General features: G+C 64.8%; 15 protein-coding genes. 11 read left to right on the plus strand and 4 right to left on the minus strand.

What is annotated here, in order from left to right; translation table 11 throughout:
- Positions 1 to 20: 20 nt before the first annotated feature.
- From bamA to tilS, 11 genes are all read left to right on the plus strand, one after another.
- Positions 21 to 2,435, plus strand: a complete 2,415-nt coding sequence (bamA, locus tag ACT7DK_RS06300; RefSeq protein ID WP_445397403.1) for an outer membrane protein assembly factor BamA — start codon at positions 21 to 23, stop codon at positions 2,433 to 2,435.
- A gap of 95 nt (positions 2,436 to 2,530) precedes the next feature.
- Complete coding sequence (locus ACT7DK_RS06305; protein WP_445402291.1) at positions 2,531 to 3,025, plus strand: OmpH family outer membrane protein; 495 nt, start codon at positions 2,531 to 2,533, stop codon at positions 3,023 to 3,025.
- 11 nt (positions 3,026 to 3,036) lie between these two features.
- Positions 3,037 to 4,065 (plus strand): UDP-3-O-(3-hydroxymyristoyl)glucosamine N-acyltransferase, encoded by a 1,029-nt coding sequence (gene lpxD, locus ACT7DK_RS06310; protein ID WP_445397405.1) that lies wholly within the window; start codon positions 3,037 to 3,039, stop codon positions 4,063 to 4,065.
- A gap of 171 nt (positions 4,066 to 4,236) precedes the next feature.
- Positions 4,237 to 4,698: a 3-hydroxyacyl-ACP dehydratase FabZ gene (gene fabZ, locus ACT7DK_RS06315; RefSeq protein WP_094040470.1), complete on the plus strand. Its 462-nt coding sequence runs from the start codon at positions 4,237 to 4,239 to the stop codon at positions 4,696 to 4,698.
- Between the two features lie 20 nt (positions 4,699 to 4,718).
- Positions 4,719 to 5,492 carry an acyl-ACP--UDP-N-acetylglucosamine O-acyltransferase gene (lpxA, locus tag ACT7DK_RS06320; protein WP_445397407.1) on the plus strand — a complete coding sequence of 258 codons (774 nt, stop codon included), beginning with the start codon at positions 4,719 to 4,721 and terminating at the stop codon, positions 5,490 to 5,492.
- Positions 5,467 to 6,636, plus strand: coding sequence for a lipid-A-disaccharide synthase (lpxB, locus tag ACT7DK_RS06325; RefSeq protein ID WP_445397409.1), 1,170 nt, complete (start codon positions 5,467 to 5,469; stop codon positions 6,634 to 6,636). Before lpxA ends, lpxB begins: the two co-directional genes overlap by 26 nt.
- Positions 6,633 to 7,226 (plus strand): ribonuclease HII, encoded by a 594-nt coding sequence (gene rnhB / locus ACT7DK_RS06330; RefSeq protein ID WP_445397411.1) that lies wholly within the window; start codon positions 6,633 to 6,635, stop codon positions 7,224 to 7,226. Before lpxB ends, rnhB begins: the two co-directional genes overlap by 4 nt.
- On the plus strand, positions 7,226 to 10,699 hold the full coding sequence (dnaE, locus tag ACT7DK_RS06335; protein ID WP_445397413.1) for a DNA polymerase III subunit alpha: 3,474 nt from the start codon (positions 7,226 to 7,228) through the stop codon (positions 10,697 to 10,699). The genes rnhB and dnaE overlap by 1 nt, the downstream gene beginning before the upstream one ends.
- A 9-nt stretch (positions 10,700 to 10,708) precedes the next feature.
- Positions 10,709 to 11,665, plus strand: a complete 957-nt coding sequence (gene accA, locus ACT7DK_RS06340; RefSeq protein WP_445397417.1) for an acetyl-CoA carboxylase carboxyl transferase subunit alpha — start codon at positions 10,709 to 10,711, stop codon at positions 11,663 to 11,665.
- A 298-nt stretch (positions 11,666 to 11,963) separates the two neighbouring features.
- Complete coding sequence (locus ACT7DK_RS06345) at positions 11,964 to 14,852, plus strand: ligand-binding sensor domain-containing diguanylate cyclase (RefSeq protein WP_445397419.1); 2,889 nt, start codon at positions 11,964 to 11,966, stop codon at positions 14,850 to 14,852.
- Positions 14,849 to 16,174, plus strand: coding sequence for a tRNA lysidine(34) synthetase TilS (gene tilS / locus ACT7DK_RS06350; protein WP_445397422.1), 1,326 nt, complete (start codon positions 14,849 to 14,851; stop codon positions 16,172 to 16,174). Before ACT7DK_RS06345 ends, tilS begins: the two co-directional genes overlap by 4 nt.
- A 200-nt stretch (positions 16,175 to 16,374) precedes the next feature.
- Here tilS and ACT7DK_RS06355 read toward each other — a convergent pair whose 3' ends face one another.
- From ACT7DK_RS06355 to rcsF, 4 genes are all read right to left on the minus strand, one after another.
- Positions 16,375 to 17,526 carry a patatin-like phospholipase family protein gene (locus ACT7DK_RS06355; RefSeq protein WP_445397424.1) on the minus strand — a complete coding sequence of 384 codons (1,152 nt, stop codon included), beginning with the start codon at positions 17,524 to 17,526 and terminating at the stop codon, positions 16,375 to 16,377.
- Between the two features lie 219 nt (positions 17,527 to 17,745).
- Positions 17,746 to 19,464 carry a proline--tRNA ligase gene (locus ACT7DK_RS06360; protein WP_445397426.1) on the minus strand — a complete coding sequence of 573 codons (1,719 nt, stop codon included), beginning with the start codon at positions 19,462 to 19,464 and terminating at the stop codon, positions 17,746 to 17,748.
- A gap of 99 nt (positions 19,465 to 19,563) precedes the next feature.
- Positions 19,564 to 20,268, minus strand: a complete 705-nt coding sequence (gene tsaA / locus ACT7DK_RS06365; RefSeq protein ID WP_445397428.1) for a tRNA (N6-threonylcarbamoyladenosine(37)-N6)-methyltransferase TrmO — start codon at positions 20,266 to 20,268, stop codon at positions 19,564 to 19,566.
- A complete protein-coding gene (gene rcsF, locus ACT7DK_RS06370) occupies positions 20,268 to 20,636 on the minus strand; it encodes an Rcs stress response system protein RcsF (protein ID WP_445397430.1) in 369 nt (122 codons plus the stop codon). The genes tsaA and rcsF overlap by 1 nt, the downstream gene beginning before the upstream one ends.
- Between the last annotated feature and the right edge of the window lie 35 nt (positions 20,637 to 20,671).

Raw genomic sequence — 20,671 nt, forward strand, 5'->3', positions numbered from 1 at the left:
CACAAGGATAACGTCTAATAATGGCAGTTAAAAAAACGCTTGTCGCCTCCTGCCTGTTGGGCGCCAGCATGCTGGCCCAGGCACAGAGCGACACGACCCCCTTTGTTGTTCAGGATATTCGGGTCAACGGTCTGCAACGGGTTACCCTGGGGGCCGCCCTGCTCAGCCTGCCGGTACGGGTCGGCGAGGAAGTGGATGCCGCCCGCCTGTCCGAGGCGATCAAGAGCCTTTATGCCTCGGGCAACTTCGAAGACGTGCAGCTGTTGCGTGACGGCAACGTCCTGGTGGTTCAGGTAACCGAGCGCCCCACCATCTCCGGGATCAGCTTCAGCGGCAACAAGGAAATCAAAGACGAGCAGTTGCGTGAGAGCCTGGAAGGCGCCGGGGTGCGGGTGGGCGAACCGCTGGATCGCACTACCCTGAGCTCGCTCGAGCAAGGGCTGGAAGACTTCTATTACGGGGTGGGTAAGTACTCCGCCGAGGTCAAGGCGGTGCTGACGCCGCTGCCCCGCAACCGGGTGGATCTGAAGTTTGAATTTGTGGAAGGCCCGGCCGCCGAGATCAAGCAGATCAATATCGTCGGCAACAAGGCGTTCAGCGAAGAGCAACTGCTGGCCCAGCTGGAATTGTCCGACAGCGTGCCCTGGTGGAACTTCATGGCCGATCAGCGCTACCAGAAGCAGAAATTGGCCGGCGATATCGAGACCCTGCGCTCCTACTACCGGGACAGGGGCTACCTCAAGGCGGAAGTGACCTCCACCCAGGTGTCCATGTCGCCGGACCGGGAAGGGGTCTACATCACCCTGAACGTGGAGGAAGGCGAGCAGTACCGGGTTTCAAGCGTGAGCCTGCGGGGGGATCTGATCGACCGCCGTAGCGAGCTGGAGGCCATGGTGCCGATGCAGGCGGGGGATCTCTACTCCGCCGCCGACGTGACGCACCTGGAAGAGGTCTTGTCCAAGTTTCTGGGCCGCTTCGGCTACGCCTACCCGACCATCAATACCTTCCCGCAGATCGACGAGGCGACCAAGCAGGTCGAGCTGATCGTCAACATCGAACCGGGCAACCGGGTCTATGTCCGCCGAATCAACTTCGGTGGCAACATCATTACCAAGGATGAGGTGCTGCGCCGGGAGATGCGCCAGGTGGAAGGGACCTGGCTGTCGAGCGAGAACGTCGAGCAGTCCCGTACCCGCCTGAACCGGCTGGGCTATTTCTCCGATGTGCAGGTCGAGACCCGCCGGGTACCGGGGGAAGACGACCTGGTCGACCTGGAGGTCACCGTCAAGGAGCAGCCCGCCGGCTCCATCAACTTCGGTATCGGCTACGGCACCGACTCGGGCTTCAGCATCCAGGCCGGCCTGCAGCAGGACAACTTCCTCGGCACCGGCAACCGGGTGGGGATCAACTCCCAGATGAACGACTATTCCAAGGACGTGTCCCTGGAGTACACGGACCCCTATTTCACCGTGGACGGGGTCAGCCTGGGCGGTCGCCTCTACTATCGCGAGTTCGAGGCGAGGGACGCCAACCTGGCGGACTACGACAGCACCACCTACGGTGCCCGCATCCTCAGCGGTTTCCCGATCAATGAAACCAACAGCCTGAACTTCAGCACCGGCTTCGAGCACAACTCCCTGGGCAAACCGGAAGACAGCTATCTGCAGCTGGACGACTTCTGGGTCCTGCACGGAGAAAACGTCGGCAGCGAAAACGAGATCAGTTTCAATACCTTCGACATCAGTGCCGGCTGGACCCGCAATACCCTGAACCGGGGCTTCTTCCCCACGGCCGGCAGCCGTCAGAGCCTGAATGCCAAGGTAACGGTGCCCGGCTCGGATCTGCAGTACTACAAGCTGAGCTTCGACGACGCCCATTATTTCCCGCTGGACCGGGCCCACAACTGGGTGTTGCACGGCAAATTCCGTGCCGCCTACGGCAATGGTTATGGTGACGCCAGCAATGGCAGCCAGCGGCTGCCCTTCTTCGAGAACTACTACGGTGGCGGCTTCAGCACCCTGCGTGGTTTCAAGAGCAACTCGGTGGGCCCGCGGGCCATTTATCCCGAAGGCAGCGGCCTGCGCGGCTCCGACAGCTCCATCGGCGGTAACGCCCTGCTGGCGGGCTCGGCCGAGCTGATTGTGCCGACGCCCTTCGCCGGTGAAGAGGCCCAGGGGTCGCTGCGAACCAGCCTGTTCGTGGACGTCGGCACCGTCTGGGATACCGAATACACGGCCTATGATCTGGACTGTGTCAGCAGCTGTGAGCTGATCTACGATTTCGGTGATCTGTCCAACTTCCGGGCGTCTGCGGGGGTCAGCATGCAGTGGTTGTCGCCCCTGGGTCCCCTGGTGTTCTCCCTGGCCACGCCGATCAAGGATGTCGAGGGTGACAGAACCGAAGTGTTTAACTTTAATATCGGCCGGACCTTCTAACGTTGTGAGGCGTGAGGCGTGAGGCGTGAAGAGTGAAGGATTAGTAGCACCTCACACCTCACATTTACTTAAACAGGAGTGTTATCTTGAAACGAATGATGAAGATGTTGGGCGTGATGGCGCTGGTGTTGACCGCCGGCGTGGCCCAGGCCCAAAGCGTGAAGATTGCGGTGGTGGACACCGCCGAAGTGTTCCAGAAAATGCCGCAGCGCCAGGTGGTGGCCAACCAGTTGCAGAAAGAGTTTGAAAGCCGGGTCAAGGAAGTGCAGAAACTGGAAGCCGACGGCCGCAGCTTCGTGGAAAAACAGCAGAAAGACATGGCCTTTATGAACGATCAGCAAAAGGCCGAGGCCCAGAAGAAACTGAACGAGATGCAGGGGGCTTATGTGCAGAAGCGTCGTTCCCTGGAGGAAGATCAGGCTCGCCGCGAGCATGAAGAGCGTCAGAAAATGCTGGCTCGCATCAAGGCGGCGATAGACGAGATCACCAAGGCCCAGGGACTGGAGCTGGTGATCGAGCGCAGCGCCGCCATCTATGTGTCTCCTTCCCTCGACATCACCGAGCAGGTGATCAGCCGAGCAAGCAAGTAAGAGAGCGGTCAATGAACGTAACGCTGCAAGAGCTGGCCGGCCACCTGGGCGCCGAGCTGAAGGGGGAGCCTGGGCTGGAAATCAGCCGGGTCAATACCCTGGACAAGGCCGGCCCGGGTGAGGTGGCCTTTTTGTCGGACAGCAAGTACCGACACCTGTTGGCCGACACCAAGGCAAGCGCCGTTATTCTGAAAGCCGAAGACCGCGATGCCTGCCCGGTGGCGAGCCTGGTGATGGCCGACCCTTACCTCGGCTTCGCCCTGGCGGCCCAGCGGCTCGACACCACGCCGGCACCGGCGGTGGATATCCACCCCAGCGCCGTCATCGCGGAGGATGCCGTGCTGGGCGAGGGCGTGGCCATCGGCGCCAACGCGGTAATCGAGTCGGGCGTGGTGCTGGACGCGGGCGTCATCGTCGGTCCCGGCTGCTTTGTCGGCAAAAATACCCGGCTGGGGGCCCGAACCCGGCTGTGGGCCAACGTTACCCTCTACCACAACGTGGTATTGGGCTGCGACTGCCTGGTGCAGTCGGGGGCGGTGATCGGCGCCGATGGCTTCGGCTATGCCAACAACAAGGGCGAATGGGTCAAGATCCCCCAGCTCGGCGGCGTGGTGATCGGCAACCGGGTGGAGATCGGCGCCTGCACCACCATAGACCGCGGAGCCCTGGGCGATACCCGCATCGCCGACAACGTCATCATCGACAACCAGTGCCAGATCGCCCATAACGTGGAGATCGGCTATGGCACCGCCATGGCCGGTGGTACCATCATGGCCGGTAGTCTGAAAGTCGGTAAATATTGTATCATTGGCGGTGCGTCGGTTTTCAACGGTCATATGGAGATCTGTGATGGGGTGACCATCACCGGCATGGCCATGGTGATGCGGCCCATTACCGAACCCGGGGTCTATTCTTCCGGGATACCGTTGCAGACCAACAAAGAGTGGCGAAAAACGGCGGCGCGGGTGATGCGTATCGACGACATGCACAAGCGGCTCAGCCGGCTTGAAAAAGAACTAAATAACAGTTCCGAAGAGTAGGTCACTGGAGGCAGCGGCCGGGCACCGCCAAGCAGACCCTCCGCGCCAGGGATGGCGCGGCGGAGCCCCAGGAATGGGTTTACGGCGTGTCTGCGTGCGGTACCCGGTCGCGCCGGCTGCACCAGGATCGACTGTTTGGACAAAAAACTAAGCGATTGGTAGGGTTACATTTTGAATAACGAACTGAATCAGTTGGATATCCAGGAAATCCTGGAACTGTTGCCGCACCGTTACCCCTTTCTGATGGTGGATCGGGTGGCTCATTATGAAATTAGCCCCGAGCGCAAGACCCTGAGAGGCATCAAGAACGTCTCCTTCAACGAGCCGATGTTTACCGGCCACTTCCCCCAGAAGCCGGTGTTTCCCGGCGTGCTGATCCTGGAAGCCATGGCCCAGGCCACCGGCATACTGGCCTTCAAGATGGTCGGCAAGCCCAAACCGAACGAGCTGTACTACTTCGCCTCCATCGACAACGCCCGCTTCAAGCGTCCGGTGGTGCCGGGAGATCAGCTGATCCTGGATGTAGAATACCTGAAGGAGCGCCGCGGTATCGCCAAGTTTACCGGTGTGGCCACCGTGAACGGCGAACTGGTGTGCTCCGCCGAACTGATGTGTGCCAAACGCGAGGGTTGAGTGTGACGGAGTTTAGTGCAGTGATCCATGAAACCGCCATCGTCCATCCGGATGCCAGGATAGGCCAGGGTGTGGAGATAGGCCCCTGGACCCTGATCGGTCCCGAGGTGGAGATCGGCGACGGCTGCTGGATTGGTCCCCATGTGGTGATCAAGGGGCCGACCCGTATCGGTCAACGCAACCGCATCTTCCAGTTCGCCTCTATCGGCGAAGACTGCCAGGACAAGAAATACGCCGGTGAGCGTACCTTCCTGGAGATCGGTGACGACAACGTGATCCGTGAATCCTGCACTTTCCACCGGGGCACCACCCAGGATGAGAGCCTGACCCGGGTCGGCAGCCGCAACCTGTTCATGGTGAACGTGCACGTGGCCCACGACTGCCGTATCGGCGATGACTGCATCTTCGCCAACAACGCCACCCTGGCTGGACACGTGCACATCGGTGACCACGTCATCTTCGGCGGCCACGCCGCCATCCACCAGTTTGGCCGGGTCGGCAGCCACGCCTTTATCGCCGGTTGCGCTGCCCTGAACAAGGACGTGCCGCCTTACGTGATGGCCGCCGGCCTCTATGCCAAGCCCTTCGGCATCAACTCCGAAGGCCTGCGCCGCCGGGGCTTTTCCGCCGAGGCCGTTTCCGCCATCAAACAGGCCTACAAGGAAATTTTCCGCAGTGGCAAGACGGTGGCGGAAGTGATACCGGCGCTCGAGGCGCTGAACGAGAAACAGCCCGAGGTGGGCATCATGATCGATTTCCTCAAGCAAAATGAACGCGGGATCATTCGTGCCTGAGTCGCAACGCCCCTTACGTATCGGAATCGTCGCCGGGGAAGTCTCCGGCGATACTTTAGGCGCCGGTCTTATCCGCGAACTCCGTGCCCGCCATCCGGATGCCGTTATCGAAGGCATCGCCGGCCCGCAGATGGTCGCGGCCGGCTGTACCGCCCTGTTCGACATGGATGAACTGGCGGTGATGGGGGTGGTGGAGGTGCTGGGCCGGTTGCCGCGCATCCTGCAAATTCGCCGCCAGATAGTGCGCCACTTTAGCGACAATCCGCCGGATGTGTTCGTGGGCATCGACGCCCCCGATTTCAACATCGGGGTGGAGCTGAAACTGCGCAAGGCCGGTATCGCCACCGTGCACTACGTCAGCCCCTCGGTCTGGGCCTGGCGGCAGAACCGCATCCACAAGATAAAAGCCGCCACCGATCTGGTGCTGGCCTTCTTGCCGTTCGAGAAGGCCTTCTACGATCGCTTCGACGCCCCCTGCCGTTTTATCGGCCATACCCTGGCGGATCAGATGCCGCTCTCTCCCGATACCCGGGGGGCGCGGGAACGGCTGGGACTGGATCCGGAAGGCACCTATCTCGCCCTGCTGCCCGGCAGCCGCCATGCGGAAGTCACCTTGCTGAGCCCGGTCTACCTGGAGGCCTGCAAGCAGCTCAAGGTTCGCCACCCGGAGCTGAAGTTCGTGGTGCCCCTGGTCAACGCCAAGCGGCGGGACGAGTTCCTGGCCATCAAGCGGGAGGTGGCACCGACCCTGGAGATGACCCTGGTGGAAGGCCGGGGGCGGGAGGTGATGACCGCGGCCGATGTGATCCTGCTGGCGTCGGGCACCGCCACCCTGGAGGCCATGCTGGCCAAGAAACCCATGGTGGTGGGTTACCGGCTGAAGGACTTCAGCTACTGGCTGGCCCAGCGGCTGGTCAAGACCGAACACATATCCCTGCCCAACCTGCTGGCCGACCAGACCCTGGTGGCGGAACTGATCCAGCACGAGTGCACCCCCGGCCATATCGTGGACGAAGTGGGCAAACTGCTGGAGCACGACAACAGCGAACTGCTCGCCCATTTCACCCGGCTGCACCGGCAGATCCGCTGCAACGCCGACGAGCAGGCGGCCCTGGCGGTGCTGGAGCTGGCCCGGCAGCCATGACCGACATCATCTATCCCGAGAACCTCCTGGTCGCCGGTGTGGACGAAGTCGGGCGGGGGCCCCTGGTGGGCGACGTGGTCACCGCCGCCGTCATCCTGGATCCCGCGCGGCCCATACCGGGCCTGGCCGACTCCAAGAAACTGTCTGAAAAAAAACGCGAGCAACTGGCGCCGCTGATCCGCGAACGGGCCCTGGCCTGGGCCATCGGCCGCTGCTCGCCGGCGGAGATAGACGAGCTCAACATACTGCACGCCACCCTGCTGGCGATGACCCGGGCGGTGGCGGGGCTGAGCCTGCAGCCCGGCTTCGTCTTCGTGGATGGCAACCGCTGTCCCCGGCTGCCCATGGCCGCCCAGGCGGTGGTGAAGGGGGACGACCGGGTGGCCGAGATCGCCGCCGCCTCCATCCTGGCCAAGGTGGCCCGGGATCAGGAAATGATCGAACTCGACGCCCGCCATCCCCAGTACGGTTTCGCCCGCCACAAGGGCTACCCCACCAAGGATCACCTGGCGGCCCTGGCTCGTTTCGGCGCCTTGCCCGAGCACAGGCGCAGCTTCAGGCCGGTGGCTCTGATACTGGCGGAGGCCTGATGCCGGTTCCCTTTATTCATCTGCGCGTCCATTCGGATTTTTCCATGGTGGACGGCCTGGCCAAGATAGGCCCCATCAACAAGCGGGTGCGGGAGCTGGGCTACCCGGCCCTGGCCCTGACCGACCAGATGAACCTGTGCGGCCTGGTGCGTTTCTATGGCGATGCCCACGGCAAGGGACTCAAGCCCATCGTCGGCACCGACATCTGGGTGCGGAGCGAGGAGCTGGGGGAGCAGCTGTTCCGCCTGACCCTGCTGGCCATGGACAACACCGGCTACCAGAACATCACCCTGCTGATCTCCAGGGCCTACGAGCGCGGCCATGTGCAGCACCGGCCGGTGATCGACAAGGCCTGGCTGGCCGAGCACAGCGAAGGGGTTATCGTTCTTTCCGGCGGGCGCGAGGGAGACGTCGGTCTCTATCTGCTCAAGGGCAACGACGAGCTGGCGACCCAGTGCCTGGCCTTCTACCAACAGCACTTTCCCGACCGCTATTACCTGGAGCTGCTGCGTACCGAGCGGCCCGACGAAGAGAGCTATCTGCACATGGCGGTGGCACTGGCGGCCAGGGAAGGGCTGCCGGTGGTGGCCACCAACGAGGTGGTGTTCCTCGACAAGGACGACTTCGATGCCCACGAGATCCGGGTGGCCATCCACGACGGCTACACCCTGGACGACAAGCGCCGGCCGCGCCGCTACAGCGCCGAGCAGTACCTGAAGAGCCCGGCGGAGATGGCCGAGCTGTTCGCCGACATCCCCGAGGCGCTGGAAAACAGCGTGGAGATCGCCAAGCGCTGCAACGTGACGGTGCGCCTGGGCGAATATTTCCTGCCGGACTTTCCCACCGGCGACATGAGCATCGAGGACTACCTGGTCAAATGCTCGCAAGAGGGGCTGGAGGAGCGGCTGGCGTTCCTGTTTCCGGACCCACAGGTGCGTGCCGAGAAGCGCGGTGAGTACGACGAGCGGCTCAAGATCGAGCTCGAAGTGATCAACCAGATGGGTTTTCCCGGCTATTTCCTGATCGTGATGGAGTTTATCCAGTGGTCCAAGGATAACGGCATTCCGGTGGGGCCGGGTAGGGGCTCGGGGGCCGGCTCCCTGGTGGCCTATGCGCTCAAGATCACCGACCTGGATCCCCTCGAATTCGACCTGCTGTTCGAACGCTTCCTCAACCCGGAACGGGTGTCGATGCCCGACTTCGACATCGATTTCTGCATGGACCGGCGTGACGAGGTGATCGACCACGTGGCCGAGCTCTACGGCCGGGAGGCGGTGAGCCAGATCATCACCTTCGGCACCATGGCCGCCAAGGCGGTGGTGCGCGACGTGGGCAGGGTGCTGGGCCATCCCTATGGCTTCGTCGACCGTATCTCCAAGCTGATCCCGCCGGATCCGGGCATGACCCTGGCCAAGGCGTTCGAGGTCGAGCCCAAGCTGCCCGAACTCTACGACCAGGACGAAGAGGTCAGGGCGCTGATCGACATGGCGCGCATCCTGGAAGGGGTGACCCGCAACGCCGGCAAGCACGCCGGCGGCGTGGTCATCGCGCCCACCAAAATCACCGACTTCTCGCCGCTCTACTGCGACGAGCACGGCCGCAACCCGGTGACCCAGTTCGACAAGAACGACGTGGAGTACGCCGGCCTGGTGAAGTTCGACTTCCTCGGCCTGCGCACCCTGACCATCATCGACTGGGCGCTGGGCATGATCAATCCCAGGCTGGCGAAGGAAGGCAAGCCGCCGGTGGACATCGCCGCCATTCCCATCGACGATCAGGCCTCGTTCAAGCTGCTCAAGCGCTTCGAGACCACGGCGGTGTTCCAGCTCGAATCCCGCGGCATGAAGGACTTGATCAAACGGCTGCAGCCGGACTGCTTCGAGGACATGATAGCCCTGGTGGCCCTGTTCCGCCCCGGCCCGCTGCAGTCGGGTATGGTGGACAACTTCATCGACCGCAAGCACGGGCGGGAAGCCATCTCCTACCCGGACGAGCAATGGCAGCACGAGTCGCTCAAGCCGATCCTCGAGCCCACCTACGGCATCATCCTCTATCAGGAGCAGGTGATGCAGATAGCCCAGGTGCTGGCCGGCTACTCCCTGGGGGGTGCCGACCTGTTGCGCCGGGCCATGGGCAAGAAGAAGCCGGAAGAGATGGCCAAGCAGCGTGCCGGTTTCGAAGAAGGCGCTCGGGCCAACGGCATCGACGGCGAGCTGGCGATCAAGATCTTCGATCTGGTGGAGAAATTCGCCGGTTACGGCTTCAACAAGTCGCACTCCGCCGCCTACGCCCTGGTCTCCTATCAGACCCTGTGGCTGAAGACCCATTACCCGGCCGAGTTCATGGCGGCGGTGATGACCGCCGACATGGACAACACCGACAAGGTGGTGACCTTGGTAGACGAATGCCAGCGCATGGGGCTGACCCTGTTGCCGCCGGACGTCAACTCCGGTCGCTACCGCTTTACCGTCAACGAGGACGGCCATATCGTCTACGGCATCGGTGCCATCAAGGGAGTGGGCGAGGCGCCCATCGAGGCCATTCTCGAGGCGCGGGAGCAGGGCGGCCCCTTCCGGGATCTGTTCGACTTCTGCAACCGGGTCGACCTGAAGAAGCTCAACAAACGGGTGATGGAAAAACTGATCCTCTCCGGCGCCATGGACCGGCTGGGCCCGCACCGGGCATCAATGATGGCGACCCTGGAGGAGGCGATGAAGGCCGCCGACCAGCACGCCCGCGCCGAGGCCCTGGGCCAGGGCGACATGTTCGGGGTGCTGGTGGAAGAGGACAACATCGAGCACGCCTTCGCCGATGTGCCGGCCTGGCCGGACCAGGTGTGGCTGGAAGGGGAGCGGGACACGCTCGGGCTCTACCTCACCGGCCACCCCATCAACCAGTATGCCAAAGAGCTGCGCCACTACACCGGCGGCCGGCTGAACGAGGTGCAGCCCACCGGGCGGGATCGCAGCACCACCGTGGCCGGGCTGGTGATCGCCGCCCGGGTGATGACCACCAAGCGCGGCAATCGCATGGGCATCCTCACCCTGGACGACAAGTCCGGCCGGTTGGACGTGACCCTGTTTTCGGATGCGCTGGATCGCTATGAGTCTTTGCTGGAAAAGGATAAAATCCTGGTCATCAGCGGACAGGTCAGCTTTGACGACTTCTCCGGCGGACTTAAAATGTCGGCACGGGAAGTGCTTGACATCAATGAGGCGCGCGAGCGGTTTGCCCGCGGGCTGCAGTTGAACATCGACAAAAGCCAGATCGATCAGGGCTTTTTCACCCAATTATTGGACATTCTCACGCCGGTGAGGGCGGGAGTCTGTCCTGTTCGAGTGACCTATCACAGACCGGGAGCACGGGCGCAGCTTCAGCTTGGAACCGAATGGCGGGTAACCCCCACCGATCAGATGCTGGAAGCGCTGAGACAGTTGCTGGGTCGGGATAAGGTCGAACTGATTTTTGAATAGAGGGGACCTATGAGCCACCATTTTCTGGATTTTGAACAACCCATCGCAGAGCTTCAGGCCCAGATTGAAGAACTCCGTCACGTGAGTGAGGGCGATGGCCTGGACATCGACCTGGACGAAGAGGTCAAGCGCCTGGAGATGAAGCGGGACGAGCTGACCCGCAAGGTGTTCAGCAACCTGGGCCCCTGGCAGATCTCCCAGTTGGCACGCCACCCGCGCCGCCCCTATACCCTGGACTACATCGAGATGATGTTCGGCGAGTTCGACGAACTGGCCGGTGATCGCGCCTACGCGGACGACAAGGCCATCGTCGGCGGCGTGGCCCGCTTCGAGGGCCGCCCGGTGATGGTGATCGGCCAGCAGAAGGGCCGGGAGACCAAGGAGAAGATCAAGCGCAACTTCGGCATGCCCCGGCCGGAAGGCTACCGCAAGGCGCTGCGGCTGATGGAAATGGCCGAGCGCTTCAAGATGCCGATCCTCACCTTTATCGATACCCCCGGCGCCTACCCGGGCGTGGGCGCGGAAGAGCGCGGCCAGTCCGAGGCCATCGCCCGCAACCTCAAGGTGATGGCCGGGCTCAAGACCCCCATCGTCTGCACCGTGATCGGCGAGGGCGGCTCCGGCGGGGCGCTGGCCATCGGCGTGGGCGACCGGGTCAACATGCTGCAATATTCCACCTATTCGGTGATCTCGCCGGAGGGCTGTGCCTCCATCCTGTGGAAGAGTGCCGACAAGGCCTCGGTGGCGGCGGAAGCCATGGGCATCACCGCCGGCCGTATCCACGAGCTCAAGCTGATCGACAACGTGGTGGAAGAGCCCATGGGCGGCGCCCACAGCAACCCCTGGCTGATGGCCGAGCGGCTCAAGGCCCGCCTGTTGGCGGATCTGGGCGAGCTGGATGCCCTCGACACCGACAGCCTGCTGGAGCAACGCTACCAGCGGCTGATGAAATACGGTTACTGCTGATTTGGGGCGCGGGCGAGCCGCCTGCGCTCCAAAACGGCCTGCGCCCTAAATGCCGGGGCCGTGCACGCCCTGGGGCGCGGGCGGCCCGCCCGCAAAGGAGCCTTGCACCCACGCCAAGAGTCCCCGCTGTGCTCCTGTTGTAGGGTCGAATTTATTCGACCGGACCACTGCGCCGGTGGCGGGACGGTCCACTAAAGTGGACCCTACAAGTTAGAAATGCAGGCGAGCCGCCTGCGCTCCAGGCAAAGTGCCCCCAAACGGCTCGAACGTATTGGACCAGAGGTATGAAGTTCTCGCCATGAAGCTCAAGATCCCGCCGCCTCTCCTTCGTCGATTCCACCGGATCTTCGGCCTGCTACTGCTGGTATTGTCATCCGCTCTCGCCGCCGCCCAGGCGCCGCTTTCCCACTACTATCAGGACGTCTGGACCACCCGCAACGGCCTGCCCCACAACTCCATCAACGCCATCGCCCAGACCAGCGAAGGCTACCTGTGGTTTGCCACCTGGGAAGGGGTGGCCCGCTACAACGGCCGGGAGTTCAGGGTGTTCGAGCGGGGCGAGCACACCGGCCTGCCCGACTCCGGGCTGCGCAGCCTGACGCCGGACGGCCAGGGCGTGCTGGTGGCCGGGGCGCGGGGCGGCGTCAGCCGCTACGAGCAGCAGCGCTGGACGGCCGAGCCGGTGGTGGCCGCCATGGTCAACCATGTGTTGCGCGACCGCCGCGGCCGCTTGTGGTTCGCCACCGAAGGCGAGGGCATCTATATGCGCGACGGCGGGGGCGAGCACCACTACGGCGCGGCCGAGGGCCTGCCCGGGGCCGGGGTCTACCGCCTGCTGGAGGACGAGGACGGGCGGATTTGGGCCGGCACCTCCCAGGGCCTGGCCTGGATCCGGGAAGGCGAGGTGGCCGTGGTGCCCGGGGTGCCGCCGGTGCCGGTGTTGGCCCTGCTGCACGACGAGCGGGGGCGCCTGCTGATCGGCTCCGAGCAGGGGCTCTATGTGTGGGAGGACGACAGCGCCCGGCCCCATTCACCGGCCCTGGCCGGGGAGGCCGTCAGCAGCCTGCTGCTGGATGACGAAGGTTCCCTCTGGCTGGGTACCATCGACCGGGGGCTGGTCCGGGTCAGCCGGTTCGGCCTGGAGCGCCTGGGGCTGGCGCAGGGGCTGCCGGACAAGCGGGTGGTGTCGCTGTTCCAGGACGCCGAGCGCAGCATCTGGGTGGGCACCAATGGCGGCCTGCTGCGGCTGCGCGACGCCCCCTTCACCAGCTACACCCAGGACGACGGCCTGGCCGGCAACTATGTGCGCACCGTGCTGGCCCACAGCGACGGCTCGGTCTGGGTGGGCAGCAGCAACGGGCTCAGCCAGATCCGCGGCGACACCATCACCAGCCTGCCGCTGCTCCTGCCCGATGGCGGCATTCCCTCCGTGCTCAGCCTGGCCGAAGGCCGGCGAGGCGAGCTGTGGGTGGGGACCTATACCCATGGCCTGCTGCGGCTGCAGGACGGAGAGTTGGCGGAGATCCTCGACCGGGAGAGTGGCCTCGGCGCCAACGAGGTGCGGGCCGTGCTGCCGGCCCGGGACGGCAGCCTCTGGGTGGGCACGGCCAAGGGGCTGAACCGGCTGGCGGAGGACGGCATCCGCACCTATACCCAGGCGGACGGCCTGCCCGGCGACTTTGTGATGAACCTGTTCGAAGCGGTGAACGGGGATATCTGGGTGGGGACCGGGGTGGGGGCGGCCCGGGTGCGCGACGGCACCGTCACGCCGCTCTACCTCAACAGCCAGGAGAATGCCGAGTACGCCTTCGGCTTTTACCAGGAGCCGGATGGCCGCCACCTGTGGATGGCCACCGACCGGGGACTGTTGCGCTACCGCTACCGGGACGGCAGCCTGGCGGTGGTGGGGCGCCGGCACGGCCTGCCGGTGGAGAAGATGTTCCAGCCCGTGGCGGACCGGCTGGGCGGGCTCTGGCTGACCACCAACAGGGGCATTATCCGCATCGGGCTGGCCGAGGCCCACCGGGTGGCCGACGGCGAGCTGGCACGGATAGACTTCGAGCTGTTCGGGGAAGGGGACGGCATGGCCAGCAGCCAGGCCAACGGCGGCTCGGGCCCGGCGGCGGTGCAGGCCGCCGACGGCAGCGTCTGGATTGCCACCGCCAAGGGCGTGGCCCGGGTGCAGCCGGAACGGCTGGCCGACTTTGGCCGGAGCCGGCTGCCGGTGGTGCTGGAGGGGGTGGAGGTCAACGGCCAGTCGACGGGGATAGCGGGCCCCCAGCGGCTGGCGGCGGGCAGCGAGCGCCTGCAACTGCGCTTTGCCGGCCTGGGCTACGTGATGCCGGAGCGCATCCGCTACCGTACCCTGCTGGAAGGCTTCGATCAGGATTGGGTGCCGCGTGAGCACCAGGCCCAGGCCGAGTACACCAACCTGCCGCCGGGGCGTTATCTGTTCCGGGTGGCGGCGGCCTATCCCTACGGTGACTGGAGCGAACAGGAAGCCAGCCTGGCCTTTACCATAGCGCCCTTTTTCTGGCAGCGGTCCCTGTTCTGGTGGAGCCTGGGCATCCTGGGGCTGGGCGGTGTCTGGCTGCTGATGCGGTTGCGCCTGCGGCTGCTGCGGCGGCGGGCCGAGCAGTTGGAGCAGCAGGTGGCGGAGAAGACCGGCGAGCTGCAACGACAGTCCCAGGCGTTCGAGCGCCAGGCGCGGGAAGATCAACTGACCGGCCTGGCCAATCGCCGGGCCTTCGACGAAGGGCTGCAGGCGGCCTGGGCGGACCGGGGCTCGGCGGCGCTGTGCCTGGCGGTGCTGGACATCGATCATTTCAAGCAGGTGAACGATCGCTGGTCCCATGCGGTGGGCGACCAGGCCATCCGGGCGGTGGCCGCGGTCCTGCGGCACGAGCTGCGGGCCGGGGATCTGGCGGCGCGCTGGGGCGGCGAAGAGTTCACCCTGCTGTTGCCGGGCACCACCGTCGAGGAGGCCCGCCGCATCTGCGAACGGGTGCGCCGGGCCATTGAGGAAATGGACTGCGGCCCCATCGCCGCCGGCCTGCGCCTGAGCGTCAGCCTGGGACTGGCGGAGGCGGGCAGCCTGCCCGACGAAGACAAACTGCTGTCCTGCGCCGACAAGGCCCTGTACCGGGCCAAGCGCGAGGGACGCAACCGGGTGGTGTTATGGTCGTGAGCGCGCTTTACCCGCACTTTTGCCGCAAGATGCAGGAGCTGGCGCCGGCCGGGCGCTGGTTCGTGGCCTTCAGCGGCGGGCTCGATTCCACCGTGCTGCTGGCGCTGTGCGCCCGCCTGGCCGCCGAGCAGGGCAGGGCGCTGACCGCACTCCACGTTCATCACGGCCTGCAGGCGGCGGCGGACGCCTGGCCCGCCCACTGCGCCGCCGTGGCGAGCGCATTGGGGGTGCCGTGCCGGACCCTGTCCGTGCAGGTGGCGCTGGGGCCGCGCATCAGCCTGGAGGCGGCGGCGCGGGAGGCGCGTTACCGGGCGCTGGCGGCGGAGCTGGCGCCCGGGGACGCCCTGCTGACCGGCCACCACAAGGACGACCAGGCCGAAACCCTGCTGCTGGCGCTCAAGCGCGGGGCCGGGGTGGCGGGGCTGGCGGCCATGCCGGCGAGCCGGCCGCTCGGCGCCGGGGTGCAGCTGCGCCCCCTGCTGGACTGCGCCCGCTCGCAGCTGGAAGCCCATGCCCGGGAGGCCGGGCTGAGCTGGGTCGAGGATCCCAGCAACGCCGACAACCGCTTCGATCGCAACTTTCTGCGCAACGAGATCCTGCCGAGGCTGCAGGCCCACTGGCCCTCCTTTATGGATACCCTGAGCCGCAGCGCCGAGCTGTGCGCCGAGCAGCTGGCGCTGGCCTGCGAGCTGGCGGAGCAGGATCTGCCGGGGCTGCTGACCGCCGGCGGCGGCCTGTCGGTGGCGGGGCTGGCCCGGCTCAGCCCCGCCCGGCGCGGCAATGCCCTGCGCCACTGGTTGCAGGGCCGGGGCATCCATTGCAGCCGGGCCCAACTGACGGCCCTGTGGCGGGAACTGGCCCAGGCCCGTCCCGACGCCACGCCACGGCTCCAACTGGGCAGCAAAGAGATCCGCCGCTACCAGGGCGCGCTCTACCTGCCCGAGCCGGGGCCGGCGCCGATACCATTGCCGGCCTTGCAGGCCGGTACCTGGCTGGACTGCGGAGCCGGGCGGATAAGGCTGGAGTGGGTGGAGACGGGCGCGGAGCTGGCCGCCGGGCTGGATCCGGCCCGGCTGCAGCTGGCCTTTGCCGTGCCGGGCCTGCGCGCCCGGCCCCAGGGCAGGGCCGGCTCCCGACCGCTGAAGAAGCTGTGGCAGGAATACGCAATTCCGCCCTGGCAGCGGGAACGCATCCCCCTGCTGCTGGACGGCGACCGGCTGGTGGCGGCGGCCGGCCTGTTCATCTGCCAGGAATATGCCTCCCCCCCGGACCGGCCCGGCTGGCGACTGCAGTGGCAACCCCGGGATGGGGAAGCCCGCTGAAGTCTCCCCGGCCTCCCCGGTAACTGTTTGGAACTCTATCAGTTCATCTCGCTTTAACATACAAGGGTCGATTTCAGTCGACCAAACCACGGCGCCGTGGGTGGGAGGTCCATTGAAATGGACCCTTGTAAGTTAGAAATGCAGGCGAGCCGCCTGCGCTCCAGGAAGCGGCGTGCGTCTTAAACGCAAGACACTGCCATTCAGCCGGTTTTCCGCAGCGGCTCGTCCACCGCCAGGAAGCGGCACACCTCCTCCAGACGGGCGTGGGTGTCCCGGTAGCCCAGCTCGATCAACTCCTGGCAGTAGTCCTGCTCGAACAGCAGGAAGCTGGCCAGACCGGTGGCATCCCCCGCGTTGACCCCGAACAGCCGCAGCAGGCCGCGAATATTGAGCGGCAGCTTGTGGAAGTGATTGAGGGTGAGCTCGTCCAGGTTCTGGCTCGGCTTGAGCACCAGGTTGTCGATATGGCGCAGGGTGAGCTGCTCCCGTTTGCGCTCCGGCACCAGCTTGATGGTGCTGTTGATGCGCTGCAGCCGCTCTATGTCGGAGGTGAGCGCGTCGGTAAAGATGGTGTCGAGCAGGTGGCCGGCGATATCGGAGCTGCTGGGATCGCTCGGCAGCACGCCGGGCTCCGCTTCTTCCGATGCCAGGCTGATGATGAGGATCTTGCGGGCCCCCAGGTGGATGGCCGGGCTGAGCGGATTGAGCTGGTGGATGGAGCCGTCGCCGTAGTGGTGGTTCTGCAGCCGGCAGGGCTTGAACACGAAGGGCAGGGCGCAGCTGGCCAGCAGGTGGGGCGGGGCTATGATGGCGGAGCGCCCCGAACGCCCGGCCCTGGCCCAGGGCTGGTGGTAGGGCCGCCCCTGGAAGAAGGTGGTGGAGTCGCCGGTATCGTAGTTGGAGGCGGTGATGGCCAGCACCTCCAGGGCGCCGTAGAGCAGGTTGTTGTCGATGCGCTGAAAATCGATCAACCGCTCCAGCAGGCGTTCGAGCGGGCTGTTGTCGAACAGGGAAAGGCGGGTCTGGGTGGGCCTGCCGATCAGATCCAGCACCATGCCCTTGAGGGAATGCCACAACACCCGGCCGAGTTGCAGCCGCAGTATGTCCTCGGTATGCAGGTGGCGCCATACATACTCCAGCTTGCGTACCCCCAGGTGAAAGCAGGAAGCGTAGCAGGCCAGGCCGGTGGCGTTGATGGCGCCGGCGGAGGTGCCGCACAGTATGGGAAAGGGAATGGGCTGGCCGCGCGGGAAACACTCGGAGATGGCCTTGATCACCCCCACCTGGTAGGCGGCCCGCGCGCCGCCGCCCGTCATCACCAGGGCACAGGCGCTGCTTTCATCTTGTTCCATGGCGTCCCCCTTTTCTGCTTAGTATAAGTGCCTGTTAATGGAGCAGAAAGTGTCGATTAACCGGCATGTGAGCAAGCGCAGGTTGTCGGGGGAGAGGCGTGAAGGGTGAGGGGGGAAATGGTGGTGGTTCGGTCGAATTTATTCGACCGAACCCGGCGCCGTTGGTGGAAAGGTCCACTGAAGTGGACCCTACAACTCGAACTGCGCCGGCGACAACGCTTAGCCGGCCAGGGCCTGGCGGATCTGGGGTACCACGTCGTCGATGGCCACTTCCACCTTGTCGCCGTCGCGGCGACTCTTGTACTCCACCACGCCGTTATCCAGGCCGCGTTCGCCGATGACGATGCTGTGGGGAATGCCGATCAGCTCCATGTCGGCGAACATCACCCCCGGGCGCTCCTTGCGATCGTCGAACAGCACCTCGATGCCGGCGGCATTCAGCTCGGCATAGAGTTTTTCGGCGACGTCCTGCACCCGGTGGGACTTGTGCATGTTCATGGGGATGATGACCACCTGGAAGGGGGCGATGGCGTCCGGCCAGATGATGCCGCGTTCGTCGTGGTTCTGCTCGATGGCGGCGGCCACGATGCGGGACACTCCGATGCCGTAGCAGCCCATCTCCAGCACCACGGCCTTGCCGTCTTCGTTCAGTACGGTGGCGTTCATCTTGGCGGAGTAGTTGTTGCCCAGCTGGAAGATATGGCCCACCTCGATGCCGCGCTTGATCTGCAGCACGCCCTTGCCGTCGGGGCTGGGATCGCCCTCCTTGACGTTGCGCAGGTCGGCCACGGGCGGCAACGGCAGATCCCGTCCCCAGTTGAGGCCAAAGTAGTGCTTGTCTTCGATGTTGGCACCGGCACCGAAATCGCTCATCACCGCCACGGCACGGTCGATGACCACGGGCACCGGCATGTTGAGCGGGCCCAGGGAGCCGGGGCCGGCACCCACCAGGGCACGGATTTCCTCTTCGGTGGCGAAGGTAAGCGGGCTGGCCACCTGGGACAGCTTCTCGGCCTTGATTTCGTTCAGCTCATGGTCGCCGCGCACCATCAGCGCGACCAGGGGGCTGTCTTCGTCTTCGGCGGCGCGCACCAGCAGGGTCTTGACGGTTTTGGTGATGTCCAGTCCGAACTGCTCCACCAGATCGGCGATGGTCTTGGCGTTGGGGGTGTCGACCAGGGTCATGGCCTGGGTGGGAGCATCGGCGTGCTCCTTGGGCGCCACCGCCTCGGCCATTTCGATATTGGCGGCGTAATCGGACTCGGTGGAGAAGGCGATGTCATCCTCGCCGCTCTGGGCCAGCACGTGAAACTCGTGGGACGCACTGCCACCGATGGCGCCGGTGTCGGCCAGCACGGCGCGGAAGTCCAGCCCCATGCGCTCGAACACCCGGCTGTAGGCCTGGTACATGTCGTTGTAGGTCTGCTGCAGGCTTTGCTGGCTGGTGTGGAAGGAATAGGCGTCCTTCATCAGGAACTCCCGGGCACGCATCACTCCGAAGCGGGGACGCACTTCATCGCGGAACTTGCTCTGGATCTGGTACAGGTTGAGCGGCAACTGCTTGTAGGAGGCCACTTCGTTGCGCACCATGCTGGTGATCACTTCCTCGTGGGTGGGGCCCAGCACGAAGGGGCGGTCGTGACGGTCTTTCAGGCGCAGCAGTTCGGGGCCGAACTTGTCCCAGCGGCCGGTTTCCTGCCACAGATCGGCGGGCTGCACCATGGGCATGGACACCTCGATGGCGCCGGCCCGGTTCATTTCTTCCCGCACTATGGCGGCCACCTTGTTCAATACCCGCAGGCCGCTGGGCAGCCAGGTGTAGAGGCCGGAGGCCAGCTTGCGGATCATGCCCGCGCGCAGCATCAGCTGGTGGCTGATCACTTCGGCATCGCTCGGGGTCTCTTTGAGGGTGGAAAGCAAGTATTGACTGGTACGCATGCGCTTGAACCTTGTTGAGCTTAGAATCCATTAAAGAAGGCGATTGTAGCAGGGGGGCTGTGCAGCGTGAAGCGTGAGGGGGTGAGGTGTGAGGGAGCCTCACGCCTCTTCGGTAATACTCAACACCCGGGTCAGCTGGCCGAACACCTCGTAACGCACATTGTAGTGATGCAGGCGCACCCCGTACTGCTGCCAGCTCTGGGCGCTCCGCTTGTAGGCCGGGCGCGGATCCTGCACCAGCACCTCGGTAATGAACTCCCTGAGTTCGGGGATGGACGAACGCTCACAGGCAAGCGTTGCCGCCGGGCTGAAGATCACCTCCATGCTGATGTCCGGCGGGGCCGGCGCGAAGCCGCCGTGGGCGCCGGGTACCGCATCGGCCCAGGGCAGGTAGGGCTTGATGTCCACCACCGGGGTGCCGTCCACCAGATCGACACCGCCGAGCTCCAGCCACACCTTGCTGCCGTCCCGACACATCTCGTGCAACTCCACCACCGACAACCCGATGGGATTGGGCCTGAAAGTGGAACGGGTGGCAAACACGCCCACCCGTTCGTTGCCGCCCAGGCGGGGCGGGCGCACCGTGGGATTCCATCCTTGCTCTTGGGTCTGGTGAAACACGAATACCAGCCACAGGTGGCTGAACTCGGCCAGGCCGCGAAAGGCGCTGGGCTCGTTGTAGGGCGGCAATATCTCGAGCCGGGCACGGGCGCGGGTAACCAGACCCGGCTGGCGGGGCACGGCGAATTTTTCCTTGTAGGGCGAGCGGACTATCCCTATGGGGTCAAGGCTGACCGGCTCCATCAGTCGGCAACCACTATGGCCTGGCCGCTGCACAGCACCTGCTCGATACAGCCGGGCATGTCGTCGAAGCGGATACAGCTGTTGAGGATCAGGCCGTTGGCGCCCATGTCGGCGGCCCGGCGACGGATCTGGGTTCGAGCATCCGCCTCCTTGGGGGGAGCTTCATTGGCTTCCATCTGGCAGGCCTCGCCTTCGACCGAGCCCAGGGTCACGTAGTTGACTCCTTCCAGTTCGGCCTTGCTGTAGAGCCGGACCCCGTCGCCCTTGTAGTATTCCTTGATGCCGGTAGGGGAGACGTTGCTGTCGAAGCCCCAGCCGGCACAACCGGAGAGGGTGAGGGCTGCGAGGGTGAGACCGAGAAGACGCATGACAAGTCCTTAATATGAAAGTGAAGCCGTGCCTA

The sequence above is a fragment of the Zobellella sp. An-6 genome, from assembly GCF_052487945.1.